Genomic DNA, 20,846 nt, shown 5'->3' with positions numbered 1-20,846 from the left:
AAGGCGACCTACAGTCGAAGTCAACAAGCGTTGGCCAACAGGTGTTGACCTGACAGGTAGAGGAGATTCTGATGAGCGGGATTCCGGAACGGGCCGAGGTCGTCGTCGTGGGAGCCGGACCGGTGGGGCTGACGGTGGCTGCCTCGCTGGTGGGCCGCGGGCACGAGGTCGTGGTCGTCGACCGGCTGGCGGCGGGAGCGAACACCTCGCGGGCATGCGTCATCCACCCGAGGACGCTGGAGATGCTCGAGGAGGTCGGCGTCGCCCAGCGGCTCACCGAGCTCGGCATCCACGCCGAGCGGTTCGACATCCGCGACGGCGACCGCACGCTGATTCCCGTGCGGTTCGACCAGCTGCCGACCGACTACCGCTACGTCCTGATGGTCCCGCAGTACCTGACCGAGCAGGTGTTGCTCGAGCGCCTCGAGGAGCTCGGCGGCTCGGTGCACCGGCCGTACTCCGCGGTCGGGGTGACCCAGACTGCCGACGGAGCCGAGGTCACTCTCGACAGCGGTGACACCATCAAGGCCCAGTACGTCGTGGCCGCCGACGGGATGAACAGCAAGATCCGCGATCTGGCCGGCCTCGGGTACGACCACAAGGATGCGCTCGCGCTGAACTTCACGCTGGTCGACGTCAGGGTGGACAGTGGCCTGCCGACAGACCAGGTACTGCTGTACTTCTCCAAGCCCGGCATGCTCGTGGTCGCTCCGCTGCCCGACGGGTCCTTCCGGCTCGTCGCGGAGGTCGACGAGGCGCCGGAACACCCGGACCTCGCGTACGCCCAGCAGCTCCTCGATGTCCGCGGTCCGCAGAGCAAGCGCGCGCCGGTCACCGAGGTGGTCTGGGGATCGCGATTCCGGATCCACGAGCGGGTCGCCGATCGCTACCGGGACCGACGGATCGTGCTGGCCGGGGACGCGGCGCACACGCACAGCCCGGCGGGCGGCCAGGGCATGAACCTCGGCCTGCGCGATGCGGTCGCACTCGGCGACGCGCTCTCCGAGGCGCTGAAGAACGGTGACGAGAAGCTGCTCGACGAGTACGCGACCGTCAGCCGCGCCGAGGCCGTCCGGGTGGTCACCTTCGCCCACCGGCTGACCCGGCTGGCCACTGCGCCCGCGGGCGTCCGGCGGATCCGCAACCTCGGCCTCCACCTGCTGTCGCACCTGCCGGCGTTCCGTCGCGGGCTCTCCAAGCAGCTCTCAGCCATTCACCGCTGACGGCCACCGCTGAGGGTTGACCCGCCCCCACCCGCCGAACCGCTACCACCGGGTCACCACGATGGTGGTCGCGGCGGGTGGCGGCTACATCTGGCACACCAAGCCGTCGACCCGCCCGATCGTCGTCCAGCAAGGCGGAACCGAGTCGTGGACGATGACGTGTGACCGCCCGACGGGTCAGGTGCTGGAGACCCGCCAGGTCACGGTGGCCCGCGGCGCGAGCGTCACCGCCAACTTCACCACCTGCGCGGCGGCCTTCTAGCCGTTGGTCGATTCCCTGATCTGCAAGGTGTAGGGGACGGTGAGGTCGCGGCGGTCGGCCGCACCGTTGCCGGCGATCCGGTCGAGCAGTACGCCGACCGCGTTCTCTGCCAGCCATTCCTTGTCGGGCGAGATCGTCGTCAGCGACGGCGAGTGATACCGGCCGTCCTCGATGTCGTCGAACCCCACCACCGCCACGTCGCCCGGCACTGACAATCCTGCGTCCGCGAGAGTCCGCAATGCGCCGAGCGCGAGCAGATCGTTGAAGCAGAACACGGCATCCGGTGGCTCCGGCAACGCCAGCAACTCCCGCATCGAGGCGGCGCCATCGTCGCGGTGGTACCCCGTGCCGGCCAGCTCCAGCGCGGGGTCGTGCTCGAGCCCCGCGGCCTTCAGCGCCTTCCGGTAGCCCTTGCGCCGAACGGTTCCCGTGCCCGCGCCGCCGCCGACACCGATCGCGGCGATCCGGCGCCGGCCGATCGAGATCAGGTGCGTGGTCGCGTCGAACGAGGCCTGCACCGAGTCGACGGCTACGTGGTCGAAGTGACCGCCCGGGTGCCGTTCGCCCAGCAGGACCAGGGGTTTCGCGGTGTCGGCCAGGCCGATCTTCGCGGGTGCGGTGGTGATCGGCGAGAAGATGATGCCGTCGATCAACTGGCCGCGCATGCCGTCCAGGACGAGCTTCTCGGCCGCGGCCTCACCCTCGGTCTGGTCGATCAGCACGGTGATGCCGCGCCGTTTGGCGGCCCGGCTGATCGCCGCGCCCAGCTCCGCGAAGTACGGCGAGGCCATCTCCGGGATGGCCAGCGCGATGAAGTCGGAGCGGCCCTTGCGCAGTGAGCGGGCGCTGACGTTCGGCTTGTAGTCGAGTGCAGCGATCGCCGCCTCGACCTTGGCCCGGGTCTGCGAGGTGATGTGCGGGTAGTCGTTGATGACGTTGGACACCGTCTTCACCGAGACGCCGGCCCGCGCCGCCACGTCGCTCAGTCTGGTCGTCATCCGAACTCCCTCCACCCGTGCTGCGCCGAGTGTGTCATGCCGATCCGGGCGGGTGGCCGGGTCACAGCACGGCGACAAGACCACCTGAGTCAATGGTCACCCCTTTACAAGCGATGTCAATCGTTGTAGAAATCCGGGTTAATCGTTGTAAAGATCTCCTGGAGGATCTCAGTGGCACGTCTCGCGGTCGATCCCGCCTTCGTGGTCGGTGCACTGGACCGGCGCCTGTTCGGCTCGTTCGTCGAGCACATGGGCCGCTGCGTCTACACCGGCATCTACGAGCCGGGGCACGCGTCGGCCGACCCGGACGGCTTCCGCCAGGACGTGCTCGACCTGGTCCGGGAGCTGGGCGTCACCGCGGTCCGCTATCCCGGCGGCAACTTCGTCTCGAACTACGACTGGGAGGACGGCGTCGGCCCGAAGGAGGGCCGGCCCCGCAAGCTCGACCTGGCCTGGCGCGCGATCGAGCCCAACCAGTTCGGCACCGACGAGTTCGTCGCCTGGTCGCGCAAGGCCGGCGTCGAGCCGATCTGGGCGGTCAACCTCGGCACCCGTGGCATCCGGGAGGCCGTCGAGCTGCTCGAGTACTGCAACCTGCCGGGCGGCACCGAACTGCCCGACCGCCGCGTCGCCAACGGCGCGACCGAGCCGCACGCGATCAAGGTGTGGTGCCTGGGCAACGAGATGGACGGTCCCTGGCAGATCGGCCACAAGACCGCCGAGGAGTACGCCCGGCTCGCCGAGGAGACCGCGAACGCGATGCGCCGGGTCGACCCCGGCATCGAGTTCGTCGCCTGCGGGTCGAGCAACCGGCACATGCCGACCTTCGCCGACTGGGAGCGCACTGTCCTCGAGCGCACCTACGACCTGGTCGACCACATCTCGCTGCACGCGTACTACGAGCCGATGGGCGGCGACCAGGCCAGCTTCCTCGCGGCCGCCGAGGAGATGGACCGCTTCATCAGCTCGGTGGTGGCCACCGCGGACCACGTCAAGGCGCTCAAGCGCAGCGACAAGGAGATCACCTTGTCGTTCGACGAGTGGAACGTCTGGTACCAGCAGCGCTTCCCTGGTGAGCTCGGCCTCGACATCCGCGAGGTGAGCCCGCTGATCGAGGACACCTACACCGTCGACGACGCGGTAGTGGTCGGCAGCCTGCTGATCACCCTGCTCCGGCACGCCGACCGGGTGAAGATCGCCTGCCTGGCGCAACTGGTGAACGTGATCGGCCCGATCCGCACCGACCCCGGCGGCTCCGCCTGGCGGCAGACGATCTTCCATCCGTTCGCGCTGACCGCGAAGCACGCCGGCTCGACCGTACTGCGGACCGAGATCACCGGCCCCGACGTGGACACGGCGGCTTACGGGCGGGTACCGGCCCTCTGGAGCACCGCGACGTACGAGGAGGGCACCGGCGAGGTGGTGATCTTCGTGGTCAACCGGAGCGAGACCGACAAGGTCGACCTGGAGGTCCCCGTACAGCCGGGTCTCCAGGTGATCGAGCACGTCGCGTTGTACGACGACGACCGCAGCGCGGTGAACACCGCCGAAGACCCCGACCGGGTGGTCCCTCGCGGGATCGACGGCACCGAGGTCACCAATGACATCTGCACGGCCACGTTGCCCCCTGCTTCGTGGCACATGATCAGGCTCTCCCCTGGAGGTACACGGTGAACACCATCAACCGGCGACTAGTGCTGGGCGGTATCGGCGCACTTGGAATAGGTGCTAGCGCGGCAGTCCTCTCCGGTTGCGGCGAGGGCTCGGCCGGCAAGCCAGGCGCGGCGCCCGCGACCGGCGACGGCGGCGCGAAGGGCTACGACGGTCCGAACGTCGAGCTCGACTTCTGGAACGGCTTCACCGGCGGCGACGGCCCGTACATGCGCAAGATCGTCGACCAGTTCAACTCCGAGCACTCGAACATCAAGGTCAAGATGACCGTGATGCAGTGGGCCGACTACTACACCAAGCTGCCCACCGCGGTGAGCAGCGGACGCGGTCCCGCGGTCGCGATCATGCACGTCGACTCGCTCGCCACCAACGCCGCGCGCAACGTGATCGAGCCGCTGGACGACGTGGCGAAGGCGCTCGAGCTCAAGCAGGAAGACTTCTCCGACGTCGTCTGGAAGGCCGGCGAGTACAACGGCAAGCGATACGGCATCCCGCTGGACGTGCACCCGCTGGGCTTCTTCTACAACAAGGCGGTCATGACGAAGGCCGGCCTCGACCCGGCGAAGCCCCCGACGAACGCCGACGAGTACGCCGCCGCTCTGGACGCTTTCAAGAGCAAGGGCATTCAGGGCCACTGGGCGACGCCGTTCCCGTTCACGGGCGTGCTCAGCGTGCAGGCGCTGCTCTGGCAGTTCGGCGGCGAGCTGTTCAACTCCGACTCCTCCAAGGCGACCTGGCACGAGGAGGGCGGCGTCAAGGCGCTCTCCTGGTTCAGCGACTTGGTGAAGAACGGCCACAGCCCGAAGAACGTCGCCCAGGACGCGGACAACATCGCCGTGATGAACGGCAAGAATGCGTTCGTCTGGAACGGCATCTGGAACATCAACACCTTCAAGGAGAAGAAGGGCCTGGAGTGGGGCGTCGCCCCGCTGCCGAACATCGGTGGCACCAAGGCGGCCTGGGCGGGCTCGCACCAGTTCGTGCTGCCGAAGCTGAAGACGCCGGACCAGAACAAGTCCAGCGCCGCCCGGGTGTTCGTGAACTACGTCAGCCAGAAGTCGCTGGAGTGGGCGAAGGGCGGTCAGGTGCCGGCCCGCAAGCAGGTCCGGGAGTCCGCCGAGTTCAAGGCGCTGCCGGAGCAGGCCGCGCTGGCCACCCAGATCGACGACCTGCACTTCCCGCCGCCGGTGCCCGGCATCGGTGACGCGCTGGCCGAGCTGAACAAGGCCGTGAACGAATCGGTGCTGCTGAAGGCGGAACCGGGCAAGGCGCTGGCCGACGCGGCGGCTCGGGCAGACAAGATCCTGGAGGCCAACCGCAAGAAGTACGGCGCGTAGGGATGACGGTCCAGGCCAGTGCGGGTGCGGTGCGCAGGCGCCGCACCCGCACTTCCACCGCGGTCCGCGGGTATGGGCGGGCGACGCCGTACCTCTTCCTGGCGCCGTATCTGGTGCTGTTCCTACTGTTCGTGATCGGACCGGCGATCTTCGGCTTCTGGATGAGTCTGCACGACTGGGACTTCCAGTTGCCGGGCAAGCCGTTCGTCGGACTGCAGAACTACAAGGACCTGTTCGACCCGCTGTCGGCGACGGCCGAGCCGTTCTGGCACAGCATGCGGGCGACCGGGATCTTCACGGTCGCCTCGGTGCCCTTCCTGGTGGGGTTGCCGCTCGGTCTCGCCGTGCTGCTGAACCGGAAGTTCCCCGGCCGGACGTTCTTCCGGGCGGTGTACTTCGCGCCGTTCGTGCTGGGCGTGGCCGTCATCGGCCTGATGTTCCGGTACATCCTGGACACCAGTTTCGGCATCCTGAACGCGTTCCTCGGGCTGTTCGGCATCTCCGAGATCGGCTGGACCACAGAACAGCCTTGGGCGTTCGTCGCGCTGGTGGCGGTGACCGTGTGGTGGACGGCCGGCTTCAACTCGATCATCTACCTCGCGGGCCTGCAGGACATCCCGCCCGAGCAGTACGAGGCGGCCGAGCTGGACGGGGCGAACGGGTGGCAGAAGTTCCGCAACGTGACCCTGCCGGGGCTGCGGCCGGTCACCGTCTTCATCGTCATCATCACCCTGCTGGCCAGCGCGAACATGTTCGGCCAGTCGGTGTTGATCACCCAGGGTGGTCCGGGTGACACGACCACGACGGCGTTGATGGTGATCACCGACACCGGCTTCAGCCAGTTCCGGATGGGCCAGGCGACGGCGATGAGCTACCTGCTGGCACTCTGCCTGGCGGTCGTCGCGCTGGTCGTCTTCGCCGTGGTCAGGGAGCGCAAGTCATGAGGCGCCGTCCGTCGGCAGCGTTCTGGGTGATGGTGATCCTGCTGACCCTGCTGGTGATCCTCCCGCTGCTGTGGATGGTGATCACCTCGTTCAAGACCGTCGGTGAGTCGCAGGCCGATCCGCCGACGCTGATCCCCCAGGACCCGACCGGCCGTGCCTATGGCGAGATCCTCACCACCGGCGGTCAGAACCCGGTGCTGCGCTGGGCGTTGAACAGCTTCGCCGCGGCCGCGTTGCACTCGCTCCTGGTGGTCACGGTGGCCTCGATGGCCGGCTACGCGCTGGCCCGGATGAACTTCCGGTTCAAGAACGCCATCTTCAGCTTCATCCTGCTGACGCTGTTCGTGCCCGGGTTCGTCTTCCTGATGCCGAACTACCTGCTGATGGACAACCTCGGCTGGCTGGACACGCTGGCGGCGCTGATCGTCCCCGGCGCGGCCGGTGCCTTCGGGGTGTTCTTCATGCGGCAGTTCTTCCTGGCCATCCCGAAGGAACTCGAGGAGGTCGCGCTGATCGACGGCGCGAACGCCTGGACCGTCTTCAGCCGGATCATCCTGCCCAACGCCAAGCCGGCGCTGGCCACCCTGACGGTGCTGTCGTTCCTGACGAACTGGAACGACTTCGTCTGGCCGCTGTTCGTGCTGTTCAGCCCTGAGCGGCTCACCCTGCCCGCCGGTCTGACGCTGCTCCAGGGCGCCTACACGACGGACTACCCGGTGATCATGGCGGGCGCGACCGTGGCCGCCGTACCGGTGCTGATCCTCTACGTCTTCGTCCAGCGCTATGTGATCGAAGGTGTCGCGAACAGCGGCATCAAAGGCTGACCAATTATCTGAGAGGAACCCGCCCGTGCCTCGAAACCGCCAGCGACTACTGGCCGCGGCAGTCGCCGTGGCGACGGTGGCAGCCGGTACTACGGCCGCTGCCGCCACGCCGCCGAACCCGCAACCCGTCACGACCCAGAACGCGATCTCGTCCTCGTTCGCCGACACCTTCGCGGACCCGGCGATCATCCAGGGCCGCGACGGCTACTGGTACGCCTACGCCACCTCCGACCCGCTCGTCGCCAATGGCCCGTTCGGGCTGATGCACATGGCCCGGACCAAGGACTTCGGCTCCTGGGAGTACCTGGGTACGGTCTTCAACGACAACACCAAGCCTTCGTGGGCCGCGCCGGGCTCGTTCTTCTGGGCGCCCGACATCCGCTATTTCGGCGGCCGGTACGTCATGTACTTCACCGTCACCGACACCGCCGCCAACCCTGGCGGCGATCCCGCGATCGGCGTGGCGACGGCACCGACCCCGGCAGGCCCGTGGACCGCGACCGACGGCCCGGTGGTCGCACCGAAGCCCGACGGCAACGGCGGCTACTTCGGCACGATCGACCCGGCCATGCTCACCGCCGCCGACGGCAAGCGCTACCTCTACACCGGCGGCTTCTACGGCGGCATCTCCGTCACCGAACTCTCGCCGGACGGCCTGCACTCGGTCGGCACCCCGACCCAGGTGACGATCGGCGACCGCTACGAGGGTTCGTACGTCGTCTACCGAGACGGCTGGTACTACCTGATGGGCTCGTCGATGAACTGCTGCGCGGGCCCGACCACCGGGTACTCCGTCTTCGCCGGCCGGTCGAAGTCGCCACGCGGGCCGTTCCTGGACAAGGACGGCGCGGACCTGAACGAGTCCCGCGTCGGCGGCACCACGGTGATCACCCAGAACGGCAACAAGTGGATCGGCCCGGGCCACCACGCGTTCATCACCGACGCCGCCGGGCAGGACCACATCGTCTACCACGCGATCGACCGCGGGTCGCCCTGGCTGACCGACCCGTTCGGGATCAACCGGCGGCCGATGCTGATCGACCGGATCGACTGGATCGACGGCTGGCCGCGGACCCGCGCCGGGCTCGGCCCGTCCGACAGCCCGCAGCCCGCGCCGACCACCGGTTCCGCGGCAGGGATCACCTCGACCGACCCCGCCGGAGGCCTCTGGGGTGCGACCAGGCTGGCTGGTGACTCGCTTGGTGGTCCTACTGCGTCCATCCGAGGTGCGGCGACGACCAAGCAGGCTGCGCCTGACGGCTCGGTCCGGGTCGAGGCGAACGTGAAACTGGGAAACAGCCTCACCACTGTTCTCGGTGCCGGCACAGTGGCTGCCACTGTCAGCGGCAGCAAGATCACCATTGTGGCTGGTGGGCGTACCGCCACTGCGGCGTTGCCCGCCGACTTCGACCGCTCGCAGTGGAACAACTTCAGCGTTCAGGTCGCCGGGACAACTGTCACCGCCCGCCTGAACGATGCCGGGCTCGGTGATCTCTACGCCGAGGCGCGACTCGCAGTACCGGGGTTGAAGGTGCGGTCGGCGCCGGTGAGCTGGCTGGGCTCGGCCGAGCTGGACAACCTCACCGTCCGCCCCGTGGCAGACCCCGTACGCCGTGAGGCCGCCGTACCGGAAGCGGGCAAGCTCCTGGCAGGTGACGAGTTCTCCGACGGCGGGCTCGGCGCCGGGTGGTCCTGGGTACGCCCCGACGCCAACGCGGTTGTTGCTGACGGCAAGTTGTCGTGGCCGCTGCAGAACACCGACCTGGTCGGGTCCGGCAACAACGCCGGGCTGCTCTTCCACCAGGTCCCCGCCGGGGACAAGTGGATCGCGGAGACCAAGCTGCACCTCGATCTCGGCGAGAACGACATCCGCAACTACCAGCAGGCCGGGATGATCGCTTACCTGAACGACGACGACTTCGCCCGGCTTGGTGACGTGGCTATCTGGCGGACCCGGCAGACAGAGTTCGGCCGTGAACTGGTGGCTCGGCCGTCTGATGGAGCGACCAGCTACGGCGGCGCGGCGATCGGGCGTCCGGCGCCGACCATGTGGATGCGGCTCGCCTACCACCGCAATGCGGCCGGTGAGCACGTGTACCGGGCCGGGACGAGCATCGACGGCAAGAAGTGGACCTGGGGTGCGTCCTGGGTGCTGCCGGCCGGGGTGACTCCCAAGCTCGGGCTCTACGCGCACGGCGACCAGACCGGGTCCAACCCGCCGCCGGTGGCTACTTTCGACTACCTGCGGTTCTACGCGAGCAAGTGATGACGCGCTGGCCGGGGTTGCTACTGCTACTGGCTGTTCTCGGTGGCTGTAGCGACTCCGGCAGCGCCGCTGAAGGAGCAACCATGGGCTTCACGAACCCTGTCTATGACAGCAACTTCGCCGACCCCCATGTGATCGCGGTGGACGACGGCTACTACGCCTTCGCCACGAACGGCCCGCTGGGCAACATCCAGACGCTGCGGTCGACGGACCTGGTGGCGTGGGACCAGGTGGGTGATGCGTTGCCGTCGCTGCCCGACTGGACCACAGCGGGCAAGGTGTGGGCGCCCGAGGTCGCAGTACACGCTGATGATCGCTACGTCATGTACTACACGACCGACGACAACGAGTCGCACCGGCAGTGTGTGGGCGTCGCCGTCGCCTCGCAGCCACAAGGTCCCTATGTCGACAAGTCGAGCAAACCCCTGATCTGTCAGCCAGCTGAGGGTGGTTCGATCGACGCGAGCCCGTTCCAGGACTCGAGCGGGCAGCGCTGGCTCTACTGGAAGAACGACGGCAATGCGATCGGCGTCGACACCTGGATCTACGTCTCGCGGCTGTCCGCCGACGGGCTCTCCCTGGTCGGCGAGACCACCCGGCTGATCAAGCAGACCCTGCCGTGGGAGGGCAACCTGGTCGAGGCGCCGTACCTGGTCGAGCGGGAGGGGAAGTTCCACCTCTTCTACTCGGCGAACGCCTACGACAAGGAGACCTACGCCGTCGGTCACGCGCTCTGCGAGACTCCAGCCGGTCCTTGCGCCAAGTCCGGCGACCCCATCCTGACCACCTCGGCCGACGCCGCCGGGCCGGGCCACAACATGGTGCTAGTCAAGGACGACCGGTACTGGTTCGTGTACCACGCCTGGGATCCCGCGCTGGTCGGCGTTGATCCACCCGGCCGCACCATGTGGCTCTCCGAGCTCACCTGGGACGGCGACACCCCGAAGGTCCAGCCGCCCCTGCGGGACAACCCGTCGAAGCCTTGAGTCCTCAGCTCTCGAGAACTCCACCGAGGATCTGCAGCGCACGGTTGAGATCCTCGGTGGACGGGGTGGCGTAGCCGATCACCAGGCCTGGCGGACCTGGGATCGACCGGCGGTACTCGGACAGCGGGGCCACCACGACGCCAGCTGCCCGGGCCTTCGCCGCAACAACCCGGTCGTCGAAGGAGTCGGGCAGAACCAGCGTGATGTGGAGCCCGGCGTCCTGACCGACGATCTGCCCGTACGGCGCCAGTACCGAGCAGGTGTGGTTGCGGCGTTCGGCGTACAGGCGGCGGGAGCGGCGGACGACCTGGTCCAGGTAGCCGTCGCGGAGCATGGCGAGCAGGGCGGTCTGCATCGGCCAGCCCGGCCAGTCCCCCGACTCGGCGCGATGGTCCGCGAGCCGGTCGACCACGGACGGCGAGGCGACGAGCCAGCCGAGCCGGAGCGAGGGGCTCAGCATCTTCGACAGCGTGCCGAGGTGGACCACCCGGTCGAGGTCGAGCTGGGCCAGCGCGGGCAGCGGCGCGACGTCGTACCGGAACTCGCTGTCGTAGTCGTCCTCGATCAACGTCGCCCCGGTACGGCGTGCCCACCGGATCAGCTCGTTGCGTCGGGCAACGGGTAGCCGGCCGCCGAGCGGGTACTGGTGCGACGGCGTGACATAGACCGCGGCGAGGTCCGGGCCGAGCTCGCTGACCCGCAGACCGTCTTCATCCACAGGGATGTCCACAACCTGGAGTCCGTGGTCGTGTGCCGCGGTGGCGGCGTTCAGGTAGCCCGGATCCTCGATCGCAATCCGGTCGCCCGCGGCCCGGGTCACCGCCAGCAGCAGCCGCAGCCCGTGCGTGGTGCCGTTGGTGATCAGCAGGTTCTCCGGTCCGCACGGGATTCCACGGACGCGACCCACGTGCTCGGCCAAAGCCGCTCGCAACGCGGGCAGCCCGGCCGGATGGTCGTAACCCCGCGCCGGGACCTGGGTCGACACCTCGCGCCAGGCCCGGCGCCACCCCGAATCGGCCTCGGCCCCGATGTACGGGATCCCCGGCCGCAACGACAGCAGTTCCTCAGCCTCCGGTTGCGGTGGGCGCGCCACCCGCTGAGCCGGTTGCAGCGGTACTACGTCCGCGACGTAGGTGCCCGAGCCGGTCTTCCCCGCGATCCAGCCCTCGGCGTGCAGTTGGTCGTAGGCCGCCTGCGCCACCGAGCGCGACACCGACAACTCCTTCGCCAGGTCGCGGGTGGACGGCAGCCGGTGCCCGGCCTGGAGCCGCCCGTCCCGGATGGCCGCGCGGAACTGCTCGGCCAACTGCAGGTGGAGCGGGCCGGCGCCGTCGCGGCTGAGGATCAGTGGCAGCAAGCTGTCCAAAGTGGACTACCTGATTCGTCGGTGAATGGACCGTGCCAGCATGCCATTGAGTCGCCACGCTGGGACCATGACCACCTTGACCGACGCAACAGCCGCCACCGCCACTCCGCTCCAGCCGACGGACCGGACCTCGCTGCGCCGGTCGAAGGAGCGCGCCGCCTCCGATCGCGCGGCGCTGACCGAGGTCCTGACCGACGGGATGTTCTGCCACCTCGGCGTGGTCGTCGACGGATACCCCCTGGTCCTGCCGACGGCGTACGGGGTGGATCTGGACGCGGGGCCGGACGGGACGCTCTATCTGCATGGTTCGGTCGCCGCGCGGAGCGTGGTCGCGGCCCCGGAGCAGACGATCTGCGTGACCATCACGCACACCGACGGGCTGGTGCTCGCCCGGTCGGCGTTCCACCACTCGGTGAACTACCGGTCCGCGGTCATCTTCGGAGTCCCGCGACTCGTCACGGATCCGGACGAGAAGCTGCACGGCTTGAACCGGATCGTGGACCACCTGGTGCCCGGACGATCCACCGCGGTCCGGCCGCCGAACCGGAAGGAACTCGCCAAGACCTCGGTCCTGGCGCTGTCGCTCACCGAGGCCTCGGTGAAGACCCGGGCCGGTGCCGCCAACGACGAGGAGCAGGATCTCGACCTGCCCTACTGGACTGGTGTGATCCCGCTCCGCGTCGTGGCCGGCGAACCCGTCACCAACGACGATTGCGATCTGCTCGTCCCGGCCCACGTCCGGACCAGAGCGAACCTGCTCGGCGCACCTTCTTAGGCCGCTGTCCCCTTGTTGTAGCTCTTCTGGGCCCAGGCGTAGCCGACGATCGCGATGGCCACGCACCAGGCGATGGAGAGCCAGCCGTTGCCGCTGTCCATCGGCATTCCCAGCAGCAGGTGGCGCAGGGTGTCGATGATCACGGTGAACGGCTGGTACTCGGCGAACCAGCGGATGCCGCTCGGCATCGACGCCAGCGGGATGAAGGTGGTGCTCAGGAAGGGCAGCAGCAGGCTGATCGGCAGGACGATGTTGCTCGCCCCCTCCGCGGTCTTGCTCTTCAGGCCCAGCGCGATCGCGAACCAGGTGAGGGCGAAGGTCAGTGCGACCAGCAACCCGCTCGCCAGCAGCCAGTCCCCGAGCGACGCGGTCGGGCGGAACCCGAGCAGCATGGCGAAGCCGACCACCAGGGCCAGGCTGACGGTCGTCACGATCACGTTGCCCAGCACGTGCCCGGCCAGCACGGCCGGCCGGAAGATCGCCATCGTCCGGAACCTGGCCACGATCCCCTCGCTCATGTCCATCGCGGCACCGACCGCGGGCGACATCGTCCCGGACGCGATGGACATCAGCAGGATGCCGGGGGTGAGGAAGTCGATGTAGTCGAAGCCACTCCCTCCGCCGATACCGGCCGAGAAGGTGTCCCCGAAGACCAGGCCGAACAGCAGCAGCATGATGACCGGCATCCCTAGGGCGCCGAGCGACAGGCCGGGGTAGCGCTGGGCGTGTCGCAGGTTGCGGCGCAGCATCGTGGCGGTGTCGGCCATCGGGTAGGAAACGGTGCTCATTTGCTCGTCGCTTTCTCGTCGGTGTCGGTGGTGGCGTTGGTGGTGGGCTGACCGGTGACGGCGAAGAACACGTCGTCGAGGTCAGGGGTGTGGACGGTGAGTTCGTCCACTTCGAGGGAGGCGTCGTCGATCCGGGCCAGCAGGGCGCGCAGCGAGTGCACGCTGCCGTCGTTCGGCACCTGGAGCACCAGTGCGTCGTCATCCCGGCCGGCCGTCGGCAGCACCTGGCCGGCCAGGGCGAACTCCTCCGGCGCGTTGAACCGGAGCCGGATGTGTCCACCCGGTGCCAGCCGCTTCAGCTGCTCCGGGGTGCCCTGGGCAACCAGCTTGCCGTGGTCCAGTACGGCGATCTGGTCGGCGAGCTGGTCCGCTTCGTCCAGGTACTGCGTGGTCAGCAGGACCGTGACACCACCGGCGACCAACTCACGGATGAGCTGCCACATGCTGTGCCGGCTGCGCGGGTCGAGTCCGGTCGTCGGCTCGTCCAGGAAGATGATCCGTGGGCTCCCGACCAGCGTCATCGCGAGGTCGAGCCGGCGCTTCATGCCGCCGGAGTACGTCATGGCCAGCTTCTTGCCGGCCTCGGCCAGGTCGAACTGCGCCAGCAGCTCGGCTGCCCGGCGGCGTCCTTCGCCGCGGCCGAGGTGGTACAGGTCGGCCATCATGATCAGGTTCTCCTCGCCGGTCAGCAGACCGTCGACCGCGGAGAACTGGCCGGTGACGCCGATCGCGGCGCGAACCGCTTCGGGGTCGCTGTGCAGATCGTGCCCCGCGACCCGGATCTCGCCGGCGTCGGCGGTGATCAGGGTGGACAGGATCTGGACGGCCGTGGTCTTGCCGGCGCCGTTCGGGCCGAGCAGGGCAAAGATGGTGCCTTCGGCAACGTTCAGGTCGATGCCGTCGAGCACGAGCTTGTCGCCGTAGGACTTGTGCAGCCCGCGGACGTCGATCGCCGGGATTGAGCTGTTCATGGTTCCTCGCTTGTTTTCGGGCAGGGCGAACCTGACCCAGGTGGCCTAAGGGGGTTCGGAGGAGGAGATTCAGGGCGTGCTGAACCAGCCGGCCGGCTCGTGCTGCGAGCCGCCGTCGGTGGGATCAGCGGTGTTCAGTTGGTGGGTGGTGGAAGGTCAGATGTCGAGGTCCTCCACGGTGGGATGGTCAGCCGCCTCCTCGACCATCGCGTAGAGGTCGGCCGGGATCAGCTCGCGCAGTTCCTCGACCGTCTCGACGACGTGCAGCGTGGCCTCGCCCTGCGCCATGCTCCAGGTCTGGTTGGTGGCAAGGCTGCCGATCCAGCTCCGCCAGCCGGTGAAGTTCTGCTCCTCACCGTCGACGGTGGTGACACTGCTGTACTGCTGGCGTCGGTCGGCGTGCAGGACGAACTTCCCGGTCCGGCTGCGGTAGACCTTGAAGGCTTCGTAACCGTTCTTGTTCGAGCGGCCGCCCTCGGCGATCAGGACGCCGGAGAACCGCTGTTGGCGGCCTGTTCCGCGCCCGACCCGGACGGTGATCTCCTCGAAGCCCTCGAGCCGGCCTTCCTCCATCTCCACGTACCGCCGCAGCGCCATGGAGATCGCTTGGGACAGGTTGCCGGCGAGTTCCTGGGCCCGCTTGTACAGCGCCAGGTCGTCGTCGGAAACGTAGATCGTCTTGTTCGGCATGGTCTCTCTCCTCCTACGTAGAACTATACGTAGGCCACTACGTAGATGTCTACATATATTTGCGACGAACCTCGTCCAAGCCTGCCAGGATCGTCGGATGGATACTCCCGAGGCCCGCTACGACCGGCTGACCGACCGCGTTGCCGCCCTGTACGAGGAGGGCCTGCAGCCGGTTGCGCTGGACCTGCTGGAGAACGTGGATCCCGAGCTCCGCCCATGGTCGGCCGAGTTGGCCCACCTCAGGGCGTGCGTTCTCGGGTCGATCGGAGAAGCGGCCGAGGCGCTCCGGGTCCTTCAAGAGGCGAGCGACGACGGCGGCTGGTGGGAGGAGTCGATCCTCACCGAGGACGACGATCTGGCTCCCCTCCAGGCCCTCCCCGGCTTCCAGAAACTGGTGGAGCTTTCCCGCGACCGCCGGATCACCGTCGAAGACCCACCTCTGGTCGCCCTCCCGCAGGAGGGTGGCGGCGTACGGGGTGTCGTGGTGGCGTTGCACGGCGCCGGCCAGCGGGCTTCGCATGCGATGAAGGACTGGGCCGCGGTGCTCGAGCTCGGCTTTACGCTGGTCGGGGTGGAGTCGTCGCGGTTGATGTCTCCGATGTACCGGACCTGGCCTGACAAGGAAGCGGCCGAGCGGGACCTGGCCCGGGCGCTCGAGCAGCTTCCCGGGGAACTCCGCGGGCTGCCGTTGATCGCAGCCGGATTCTCGGCCGGCGGGCGGGTGGCACTCGACTGGGCCCTGACAGGACGACCCGCGCCCGCGGCAGGCGTCGTAGTACTGGCTCCGGCATTGCGGGAGCTGCCGGCGGAAGCTCAGGGCCCGTTGTCCCCGGCGAGCGTCGTGATCGGTACCGACGACGAGCTGCTGCAGGTTGTGGACGAGGCCGGCGAACGGCTGTCAGAGTTCGGACTCAGCATCGAGCGCGTTCCCGGCCTGACCCACGAGTTCCCCGCGGACTTCGCGGCCCGCCTGACCACCCTCCTCAGCGGGGTGAGTACAGCCAGGGGTGCTTGAGATCGTAGAAGGTCGGCATGCCGGTGGACATCGCGTTGAGCTCGTCCATCTGCGCCTTCAGCTCCGGCGGTGGTTCCTTCTGCTCGCCTACGCGGGCCTCGGCCTCGGAGGTGAAGTACATCGCCATCGTGTACTCGCCGTCCCCGTACATCGCCGCCATCGTGCCGACGATGTCCGGCCGGAAGGCCGCCCACTTGTCCTGGTCGGTGTTCATCAGCTCACGGGCCCGGTCCGGATTGTTGCCCTGGCCCTGCATCACCTGGACGAAGCCGGCCGAGTTCGGCTCGCCGACGACATCGGTGACCACGTCGTCGCTGTCGTGGAAGGTGGCCGCGCCGCTCAGTTGCGACGACATCTCGCCCCACCACTTGTCCTGGTCCGGCTGTTCGCTGTTGCGCCGGGCCGCCGCTTCCGACTCGAAGCGGGCCAGCATGATCAGCTGGCCGTCGTCGGTGACACCTGCCGTGGTGCCGAGCCAGCCGGCCGCGTTGGGAGCCAGCTCCTCGGCCCACCGGTCGAGCGCGGCATGCGCCTGCTCGGCATCTGCTACCTGCCCCTGAATGACCTGAACGAACATCGTGAGACCCTCCCCGTCTCCGTTGCCGGGGATCCGGCTCTGCCGACGTTACGCCTCGCAGTACTCCCCAGCTGTGGATAAAGCGGTGATCAAACCACCTTTATCCACAGATTTGGCCGGTCTTCGCGGCCAGCCGTTCAGAACCTTGGGACAACCTGGGGACAACACCCCCGAAAACTGTGCACAGCTGGGGATACCCATGTGGATAACCACAGGCCTGTAATTCACCACGGACCTGCGCCGGTTGCGCCCGATCGCCGGCGAGGTCCGAGGGTCAGAGGTACCGGAAGGGTCAGACCCACTGGGTGGAGACGACGAAACCGGCGGCGATCAGGCCCATGCCGATCAGCAGGTTCCAGTTGTTCAGGTCGCGCATCACCGGGATGTCCTGGCCGGCGACGTAGAAGACGACCAGCCAGGCGAGTCCGAGCAGCCAGCAGGCCAGCATCAGCGGCGCGACCCACACGCGGCTGGTGGTGCGCGGCTTCTTCGGAGTCTTCTCCACCTTCACCTTGTCAGATGAAGACTTCTTCTTGTTGCGACTGCTCGACTCGGGCACGACTCGACTCCTCGTAACGGACACTTGGCAGTGGACTTTTCAGTGGACACGTAAGCTGGCTCTGGCCTCGGTTAGCGTAGTGCAGGCCAGAACAAGGGGAGCACGGGTGAGCAGGCTGAGGCGTTTTTCGCTCTGGCGCGCGGGTGCGCCGGTGGCACTGCTGTGCGCCGGGCTCCTCTTCGCGACCAGTGCGACCAACGCTCGGGGTACTGACCTGAGGCCCAGTCGTAACACTACGCTTGCCGGCCTGGTCGAGGAGCAGAGCAGACGCAGCGCTCTGCTGACCCGCCAGCACGCCGCACTGACCCAGGACATCGAGAAGCTGCAGACCCAGCAGGGCTCGATCGAACCGCAGCTGGCCAAGCAGCTCAAGGACCTGTCCGAGCAGGTCGGGACGACGCCGGTCACCGGCCCGGGTCTCACCGTCACCCTCAAGGACGCCCCGCCCGAGGTGGTCAAGGACAACCCGGACGTCGACGCCGACTGGCTGGTGATCCACCAGCAGGACATCCAGGCCGTGGTGAACGCGCTCTGGGCCGGCGGTGCGGACGCCCTGTCGATCCAGAACCACCGGGTGATCTCCACCACCGGGATCAAGTGCGTCGGCAACTCCGTGGTGCTGCACGGCGTGCCCTACCTGCCGCCGTACAAGATCACCGCGATCGGGGACCGGCGGAAGTTGCAGCAGGCCCTCGACGACTCGCAGTACATCGACAATCTGCAGGACTACGTGGTCAAGTTCCAGCTCGGCTACGAGGTGAAGAACGAGTCCTCTATCGCGATGCCGGCTTACGAGGGCACCCTGGACCTGCAGAGCGCGACCGTGCCGGGGTTCGAGAAGACGCCGAGCGCGAGTCCGTCCAGCAGCGGTCGCTGACCACAGCGTCTCCGGCTCTGTGACAATGGACCGCATGCCGCGGATCCTTGTCGTCGACAACTACGACTCCTTCGTCTACAACCTGGTGCAGTACCTCCAGCAACTCCAGGCCGAGACCGTCGTGCTGCGTAACGACGAGGTCACCCCGGACGACGTCTCGCAGTACGACGGGGTGCTGCTCTCCCCGGGCCCCGGTACGCCGGAAGAAGCCGGCGCGTGCGTGGACATCGTCAGGGAGAAGGGCGGCGAGGTCCCGATCTTCGGCGTCTGCCTGGGACTGCAGGCGATCGGCGTCGCGTACGGCGGGGTGGTCGGCCGCGCGGATGAGCTCCTGCACGGCAAGACCAGCCAGGTCTTCCACGAGGGCGCCGGGGTGCTCGCCGGACTGCCGTCGCCGTTCACCGCGACCCGGTACCACTCGCTCGCGATCGCCGAGGACAGCGTGCCGGACGTGCTGCAGGTGACCGCCCGGACCGAGGCAGGCGTGATCATGGCCGCGCGGCACCGGGACCTCCGGGTCGAGGGCGTCCAGTTCCACCCGGAGTCCGTGCTCACCGAGGGCGGCCACCGGATGCTGGCGAACTGGCTCGAGATCTGCGGCGACCCGGACGCTGTCGCCCGCTCGGCCGGCATGGCCCCCGTCGTCAGCTAGTCACAGCAGGGCAAAGAGAAAGGCCGCGGGACACGTCCCGCGGCCTCTCTCCTCATGGTCCGTCCCGATGGTCAGGGATTGCCGCTTCCACTGCCGGTTCCGTTCGGGTTGCCGCTGCCCTGGCCACCGCCTTCGCCGCCGGACCCGCCGCCACCGATCGTGATCGGCGGCGTGTTCGGGTCAGTCGGAGTGGACGTCGGCGGGGTGCTCGGCGGCGTGCTCGGCTGCTCGGGCTTGAGCGCGATCGTCAGGGTGATCAGGGTGCCCTTCTCGACCTTCGTGCCCGGCTTGATGCTCTGCGCGAGCACCGTCTCCTCGACCGCGTTCGGGTCTTCCTGCTGCCTGTAGCCCACCCTCAGCCCAAGGTCCTTCAGCGTCTTCGTCGCATCGTCCTGCTGAGCGGTCGTGACGTCCGGCACCTCGACCTGCACCTTGCCGGTCGAGAGCGTCAGGGTGAACGTGGTGCCCGGCGCGTACTGACCGCCTGGGTCCGGGCTGACCGCGAGCACCGTGCCGGCCTTGGCCTCGTTGGCCTGCTCGACCGTCTTGCTCGCCACTTCGAACTTGCCCGGCGAATCCTCGATCAGCGTCCGGGCCTCCGACTCCGACTTGCCGATCACGTCCGGCACCGGGAAGGTGTTCGGTCCGGCCGAGACCACCACGGCCACCGTGGTGTCCTTGTCGACCATCGTCGACGCGCCCGGGCTCTGGGTGATGATCAGGCCTTTGCCCACCGTGTTGCTGGCCGCCGACGTGGCGGAGATCTTCAGCCCCTGGTCGGCCAGTGTCTGGGTGGCCGCGGGCAGCGAGGCGCCGACGACCCTGGGCACGGCGACCTGCTGCGGCTGGTTGTTCCCGCCGTTGCCGTCGTTGCCCATGTTGGTGATCAGCGCGTACGCGCCGACCGCCACGGCCACGATCGCCAGGCCGAGCAGGAAGTACGCAAGGCCACGGTTGCGCCGCGCCCGAGCCTCCTGGGCCTCGTCGAGCCCGTCGTCCGGCGGCAGCATGTCGCCGCCCTGGCCTTGCCCGTACGCCTGGGTGGCAGGGGAGACCGCGGTGGCCGGGATCGCGCGGGTCTCGGCGACCGCGGCCATCGGCGCGGTCACCTGCTGCCCGGCCAGCACCCGGTGGATGTCCTGGCGCATCTCGGAAGCGCTCTGGTAGCGGTGCTCACGGTTCTTGGTCAGCGCCTTCAGCACGACCGCGTCGACCTCCGGCGGGATGTCCGGGTCGAAGGAGGACGGCGGGGCCGGCTCCTCCCGGACGTGCTGGTAGGCCACCGACACCGGCGACTCGCCGACGAACGGCGGCCGCCCGACGAGCAGTTCGTACAGCAGGCAGCCGGTCGAGTACAGGTCGGACCGCGCGTCCACGGTCTCGCCGCGGGCCTGCTCGGGCGACAGGTACTGCGCGGTGCCGATCACGGCCGCCGTCTGGGTCATCGTGGACGAGGTGTCCGCGACGGCCCGGGCGATGCCGAAGTCCATCACCTTGACCTGGCCCTGCGGGGTCAGCATCACGTTGCCGGGCTTGATGTCGCGGTGCACGATGCCGGCCCGGTGGCTGTAGTCGAGCGCCTCGAGCACGCCGGAGGTGATCTCCAGGGCCCGCTCGGGCATGATCTTGCGGCCCTCGCGGATCAGGTCGCGCAGGGTCTTGCCGGCGACATACTCCATCACGATGTAGGGGATGGTGACGCCGGAGCCGTTCGGGTCCGGCTCCTCGCCGGTGTCGTAGACCGACACGATGGTCGGGTGGTTGAGGGACGCGGCCGACTGCGCCTCACGCCGGAATCTGGCCTGGAAGGTCGAGTCGCTGGCCAGGTCGACCCGCAGTCGCTTGATCGCAACCGTGCGGCCCAGTCGGTTGTCGACGCCCTTGCGGACATCGGCCATGCCCCCTCGGCCCAGCGGTTCGCCCTCTTCGTAGCGCCCGCCGACGAGACGTGCCTGCGATGTCATTCCTCTGCCTTCCAACCTGCGCGGATCCAGCTCGGCCAAAACACACTCAGTTTGCCCACGGTAGCGGTGGCCACCCCTGGGCGCTCGTCCGGTCGACACTC

Annotated in this window: 20 protein-coding genes; 12 read left to right on the top strand and 8 right to left on the bottom strand. The window is 68.2% G+C overall.

What is annotated here, in order from left to right:
• The first annotated feature begins 71 nt into the window (after positions 1-71).
• Entirely contained in the window at positions 72-1,223 is a 1,152-nt protein-coding gene (locus EV648_RS18630; protein WP_132292859.1) for an NAD(P)/FAD-dependent oxidoreductase, read from the top strand.
• A 16-nt stretch (positions 1,224-1,239) separates the two neighbouring features.
• Positions 1,240-1,485 (top strand): hypothetical protein, encoded by a 246-nt coding sequence (locus EV648_RS18625; protein WP_132292856.1) that lies wholly within the window; start codon positions 1,240-1,242, stop codon positions 1,483-1,485.
• Here the strand turns inward: EV648_RS18625 and EV648_RS18620 are convergent.
• Complete coding sequence (locus tag EV648_RS18620; protein WP_132292853.1) at positions 1,482-2,483, bottom strand: LacI family DNA-binding transcriptional regulator; 1,002 nt, start codon at positions 2,481-2,483, stop codon at positions 1,482-1,484. The two genes, EV648_RS18625 and EV648_RS18620, sit on opposite strands and share 4 nt — an antisense overlap.
• Before the next feature lie 171 nt (positions 2,484-2,654).
• Here EV648_RS18620 and EV648_RS18615 point away from each other — a divergent pair, with 171 nt between their 5' ends.
• From EV648_RS18615 to EV648_RS18590, 6 genes are all read left to right on the top strand, one after another.
• Positions 2,655-4,157 (top strand): alpha-N-arabinofuranosidase, encoded by a 1,503-nt coding sequence (locus EV648_RS18615; RefSeq protein WP_132292850.1) that lies wholly within the window; start codon positions 2,655-2,657, stop codon positions 4,155-4,157.
• On the top strand, positions 4,154-5,491 hold the full coding sequence (locus EV648_RS18610; RefSeq protein WP_132292847.1) for an ABC transporter substrate-binding protein: 1,338 nt from the start codon (positions 4,154-4,156) through the stop codon (positions 5,489-5,491). The genes EV648_RS18615 and EV648_RS18610 overlap by 4 nt, the downstream gene beginning before the upstream one ends.
• Positions 5,492-5,493: 2 nt before the next feature.
• A complete protein-coding gene (locus EV648_RS18605; RefSeq protein ID WP_132292844.1) occupies positions 5,494-6,435 on the top strand; it encodes a carbohydrate ABC transporter permease in 942 nt (313 codons plus the stop codon).
• Entirely contained in the window at positions 6,432-7,259 is an 828-nt protein-coding gene (locus tag EV648_RS18600; protein WP_132292841.1) for a carbohydrate ABC transporter permease, read from the top strand. Before EV648_RS18605 ends, EV648_RS18600 begins: the two co-directional genes overlap by 4 nt.
• Before the next feature lie 25 nt (positions 7,260-7,284).
• Positions 7,285-9,525 (top strand): family 43 glycosylhydrolase, encoded by a 2,241-nt coding sequence (locus tag EV648_RS18595; RefSeq protein ID WP_241995350.1) that lies wholly within the window; start codon positions 7,285-7,287, stop codon positions 9,523-9,525.
• Positions 9,526-9,608: 83 nt separating this feature from the next.
• Complete coding sequence (locus EV648_RS18590; protein ID WP_241995348.1) at positions 9,609-10,511, top strand: glycoside hydrolase family 43 protein; 903 nt, start codon at positions 9,609-9,611, stop codon at positions 10,509-10,511.
• A gap of 4 nt (positions 10,512-10,515) precedes the next feature.
• On the opposite strand, the gene EV648_RS18585 is transcribed toward EV648_RS18590, so the two are convergent.
• The gene (locus EV648_RS18585; RefSeq protein WP_241995345.1) at positions 10,516-11,868 is read right to left on the bottom strand and encodes a PLP-dependent aminotransferase family protein; all 1,353 of its coding nucleotides are present in this window, start codon (positions 11,866-11,868) and stop codon (positions 10,516-10,518) included.
• Positions 11,869-11,944: 76 nt separating this feature from the next.
• Here EV648_RS18585 and EV648_RS18580 point away from each other — a divergent pair, with 76 nt between their 5' ends.
• Complete coding sequence (locus tag EV648_RS18580; RefSeq protein ID WP_241995343.1) at positions 11,945-12,652, top strand: pyridoxamine 5'-phosphate oxidase family protein; 708 nt, start codon at positions 11,945-11,947, stop codon at positions 12,650-12,652.
• Here EV648_RS18580 and EV648_RS18575 read toward each other — a convergent pair.
• The 3 genes from EV648_RS18575 to EV648_RS18565 all read right to left on the bottom strand — a co-directional run bounded on the left by EV648_RS18575 (position 12,649) and on the right by EV648_RS18565 (position 15,101).
• A complete protein-coding gene (locus tag EV648_RS18575) occupies positions 12,649-13,440 on the bottom strand; it encodes an ABC transporter permease (protein WP_132292829.1) in 792 nt (263 codons plus the stop codon). The two genes, EV648_RS18580 and EV648_RS18575, sit on opposite strands and share 4 nt — an antisense overlap.
• Complete coding sequence (locus tag EV648_RS18570) at positions 13,437-14,411, bottom strand: ATP-binding cassette domain-containing protein (RefSeq protein WP_132292826.1); 975 nt, start codon at positions 14,409-14,411, stop codon at positions 13,437-13,439. Before EV648_RS18570 ends, EV648_RS18575 begins: the two co-directional genes overlap by 4 nt.
• Positions 14,412-14,567: 156 nt before the next feature.
• Positions 14,568-15,101: an EXLDI protein gene (locus EV648_RS18565; protein ID WP_132292823.1), complete on the bottom strand. Its 534-nt coding sequence runs from the start codon at positions 15,099-15,101 to the stop codon at positions 14,568-14,570.
• Between the two features lie 97 nt (positions 15,102-15,198).
• Here EV648_RS18565 and EV648_RS18560 point away from each other — a divergent pair, with 97 nt between their 5' ends.
• Positions 15,199-16,116: an alpha/beta hydrolase gene (locus tag EV648_RS18560; RefSeq protein WP_132292820.1), complete on the top strand. Its 918-nt coding sequence runs from the start codon at positions 15,199-15,201 to the stop codon at positions 16,114-16,116.
• Here the strand turns inward: EV648_RS18560 and EV648_RS18555 are convergent.
• Positions 16,085-16,693, bottom strand: a complete 609-nt coding sequence (locus EV648_RS18555) for a hypothetical protein (protein WP_132292817.1) — start codon at positions 16,691-16,693, stop codon at positions 16,085-16,087. The two genes, EV648_RS18560 and EV648_RS18555, sit on opposite strands and share 32 nt — an antisense overlap.
• 292 nt (positions 16,694-16,985) lie before the next feature.
• Positions 16,986-17,252 (bottom strand): cell division protein CrgA, encoded by a 267-nt coding sequence (locus EV648_RS18550; protein WP_132292814.1) that lies wholly within the window; start codon positions 17,250-17,252, stop codon positions 16,986-16,988.
• 106 nt (positions 17,253-17,358) lie between these two features.
• Here EV648_RS18550 and EV648_RS18545 point away from each other — a divergent pair, with 106 nt between their 5' ends.
• Positions 17,359-18,129 (top strand): DUF881 domain-containing protein, encoded by a 771-nt coding sequence (locus EV648_RS18545; protein WP_132292812.1) that lies wholly within the window; start codon positions 17,359-17,361, stop codon positions 18,127-18,129.
• A 34-nt stretch (positions 18,130-18,163) separates the two neighbouring features.
• Positions 18,164-18,781 (top strand): aminodeoxychorismate/anthranilate synthase component II, encoded by a 618-nt coding sequence (locus EV648_RS18540; RefSeq protein WP_132292809.1) that lies wholly within the window; start codon positions 18,164-18,166, stop codon positions 18,779-18,781.
• A gap of 71 nt (positions 18,782-18,852) precedes the next feature.
• Here EV648_RS18540 and pknB read toward each other — a convergent pair whose 3' ends face one another.
• Positions 18,853-20,745, bottom strand: a complete 1,893-nt coding sequence (gene pknB / locus EV648_RS18535; protein WP_132292806.1) for a Stk1 family PASTA domain-containing Ser/Thr kinase — start codon at positions 20,743-20,745, stop codon at positions 18,853-18,855.
• Positions 20,746-20,846 lie beyond the last annotated feature (101 nt).

It is taken from the genome of Kribbella sp. VKM Ac-2568 (assembly GCF_004345365.1).
Lineage (GTDB): Bacteria > Actinomycetota > Actinomycetes > Propionibacteriales > Kribbellaceae > Kribbella > Kribbella orskensis.
This window is presented reverse-complemented; position numbering and strand designations above follow the sequence as displayed.

Coding starts and splice junctions, on each gene's coding strand:
- EV648_RS18630 (WP_132292859.1), top strand. CDS start 72: ATGAGCGGGATTCCGGAACGGGCCGAGGTCGTCGTCGTGGGAGCCGGA.
- EV648_RS18620 (WP_132292853.1), bottom strand. CDS start 2,483: ATGACGACCAGACTGAGCGACGTGGCGGCGCGGGCCGGCGTCTCGGTG.
- EV648_RS18605 (WP_132292844.1), top strand. CDS start 5,494: ATGACGGTCCAGGCCAGTGCGGGTGCGGTGCGCAGGCGCCGCACCCGC.
- EV648_RS18600 (WP_132292841.1), top strand. CDS start 6,432: ATGAGGCGCCGTCCGTCGGCAGCGTTCTGGGTGATGGTGATCCTGCTG.
- EV648_RS18590 (WP_241995348.1), top strand. CDS start 9,609: ATGGGCTTCACGAACCCTGTCTATGACAGCAACTTCGCCGACCCCCAT.
- EV648_RS18580 (WP_241995343.1), top strand. CDS start 11,945: ATGACCACCTTGACCGACGCAACAGCCGCCACCGCCACTCCGCTCCAG.
- EV648_RS18575 (WP_132292829.1), bottom strand. CDS start 13,440: ATGAGCACCGTTTCCTACCCGATGGCCGACACCGCCACGATGCTGCGC.
- EV648_RS18570 (WP_132292826.1), bottom strand. CDS start 14,411: ATGAACAGCTCAATCCCGGCGATCGACGTCCGCGGGCTGCACAAGTCC.
- EV648_RS18565 (WP_132292823.1), bottom strand. CDS start 15,101: ATGCCGAACAAGACGATCTACGTTTCCGACGACGACCTGGCGCTGTAC.
- EV648_RS18560 (WP_132292820.1), top strand. CDS start 15,199: ATGGATACTCCCGAGGCCCGCTACGACCGGCTGACCGACCGCGTTGCC.
- EV648_RS18555 (WP_132292817.1), bottom strand. CDS start 16,693: ATGTTCGTTCAGGTCATTCAGGGGCAGGTAGCAGATGCCGAGCAGGCG.
- EV648_RS18540 (WP_132292809.1), top strand. CDS start 18,164: ATGCCGCGGATCCTTGTCGTCGACAACTACGACTCCTTCGTCTACAAC.
- pknB (WP_132292806.1), bottom strand. CDS start 20,745: ATGACATCGCAGGCACGTCTCGTCGGCGGGCGCTACGAAGAGGGCGAA.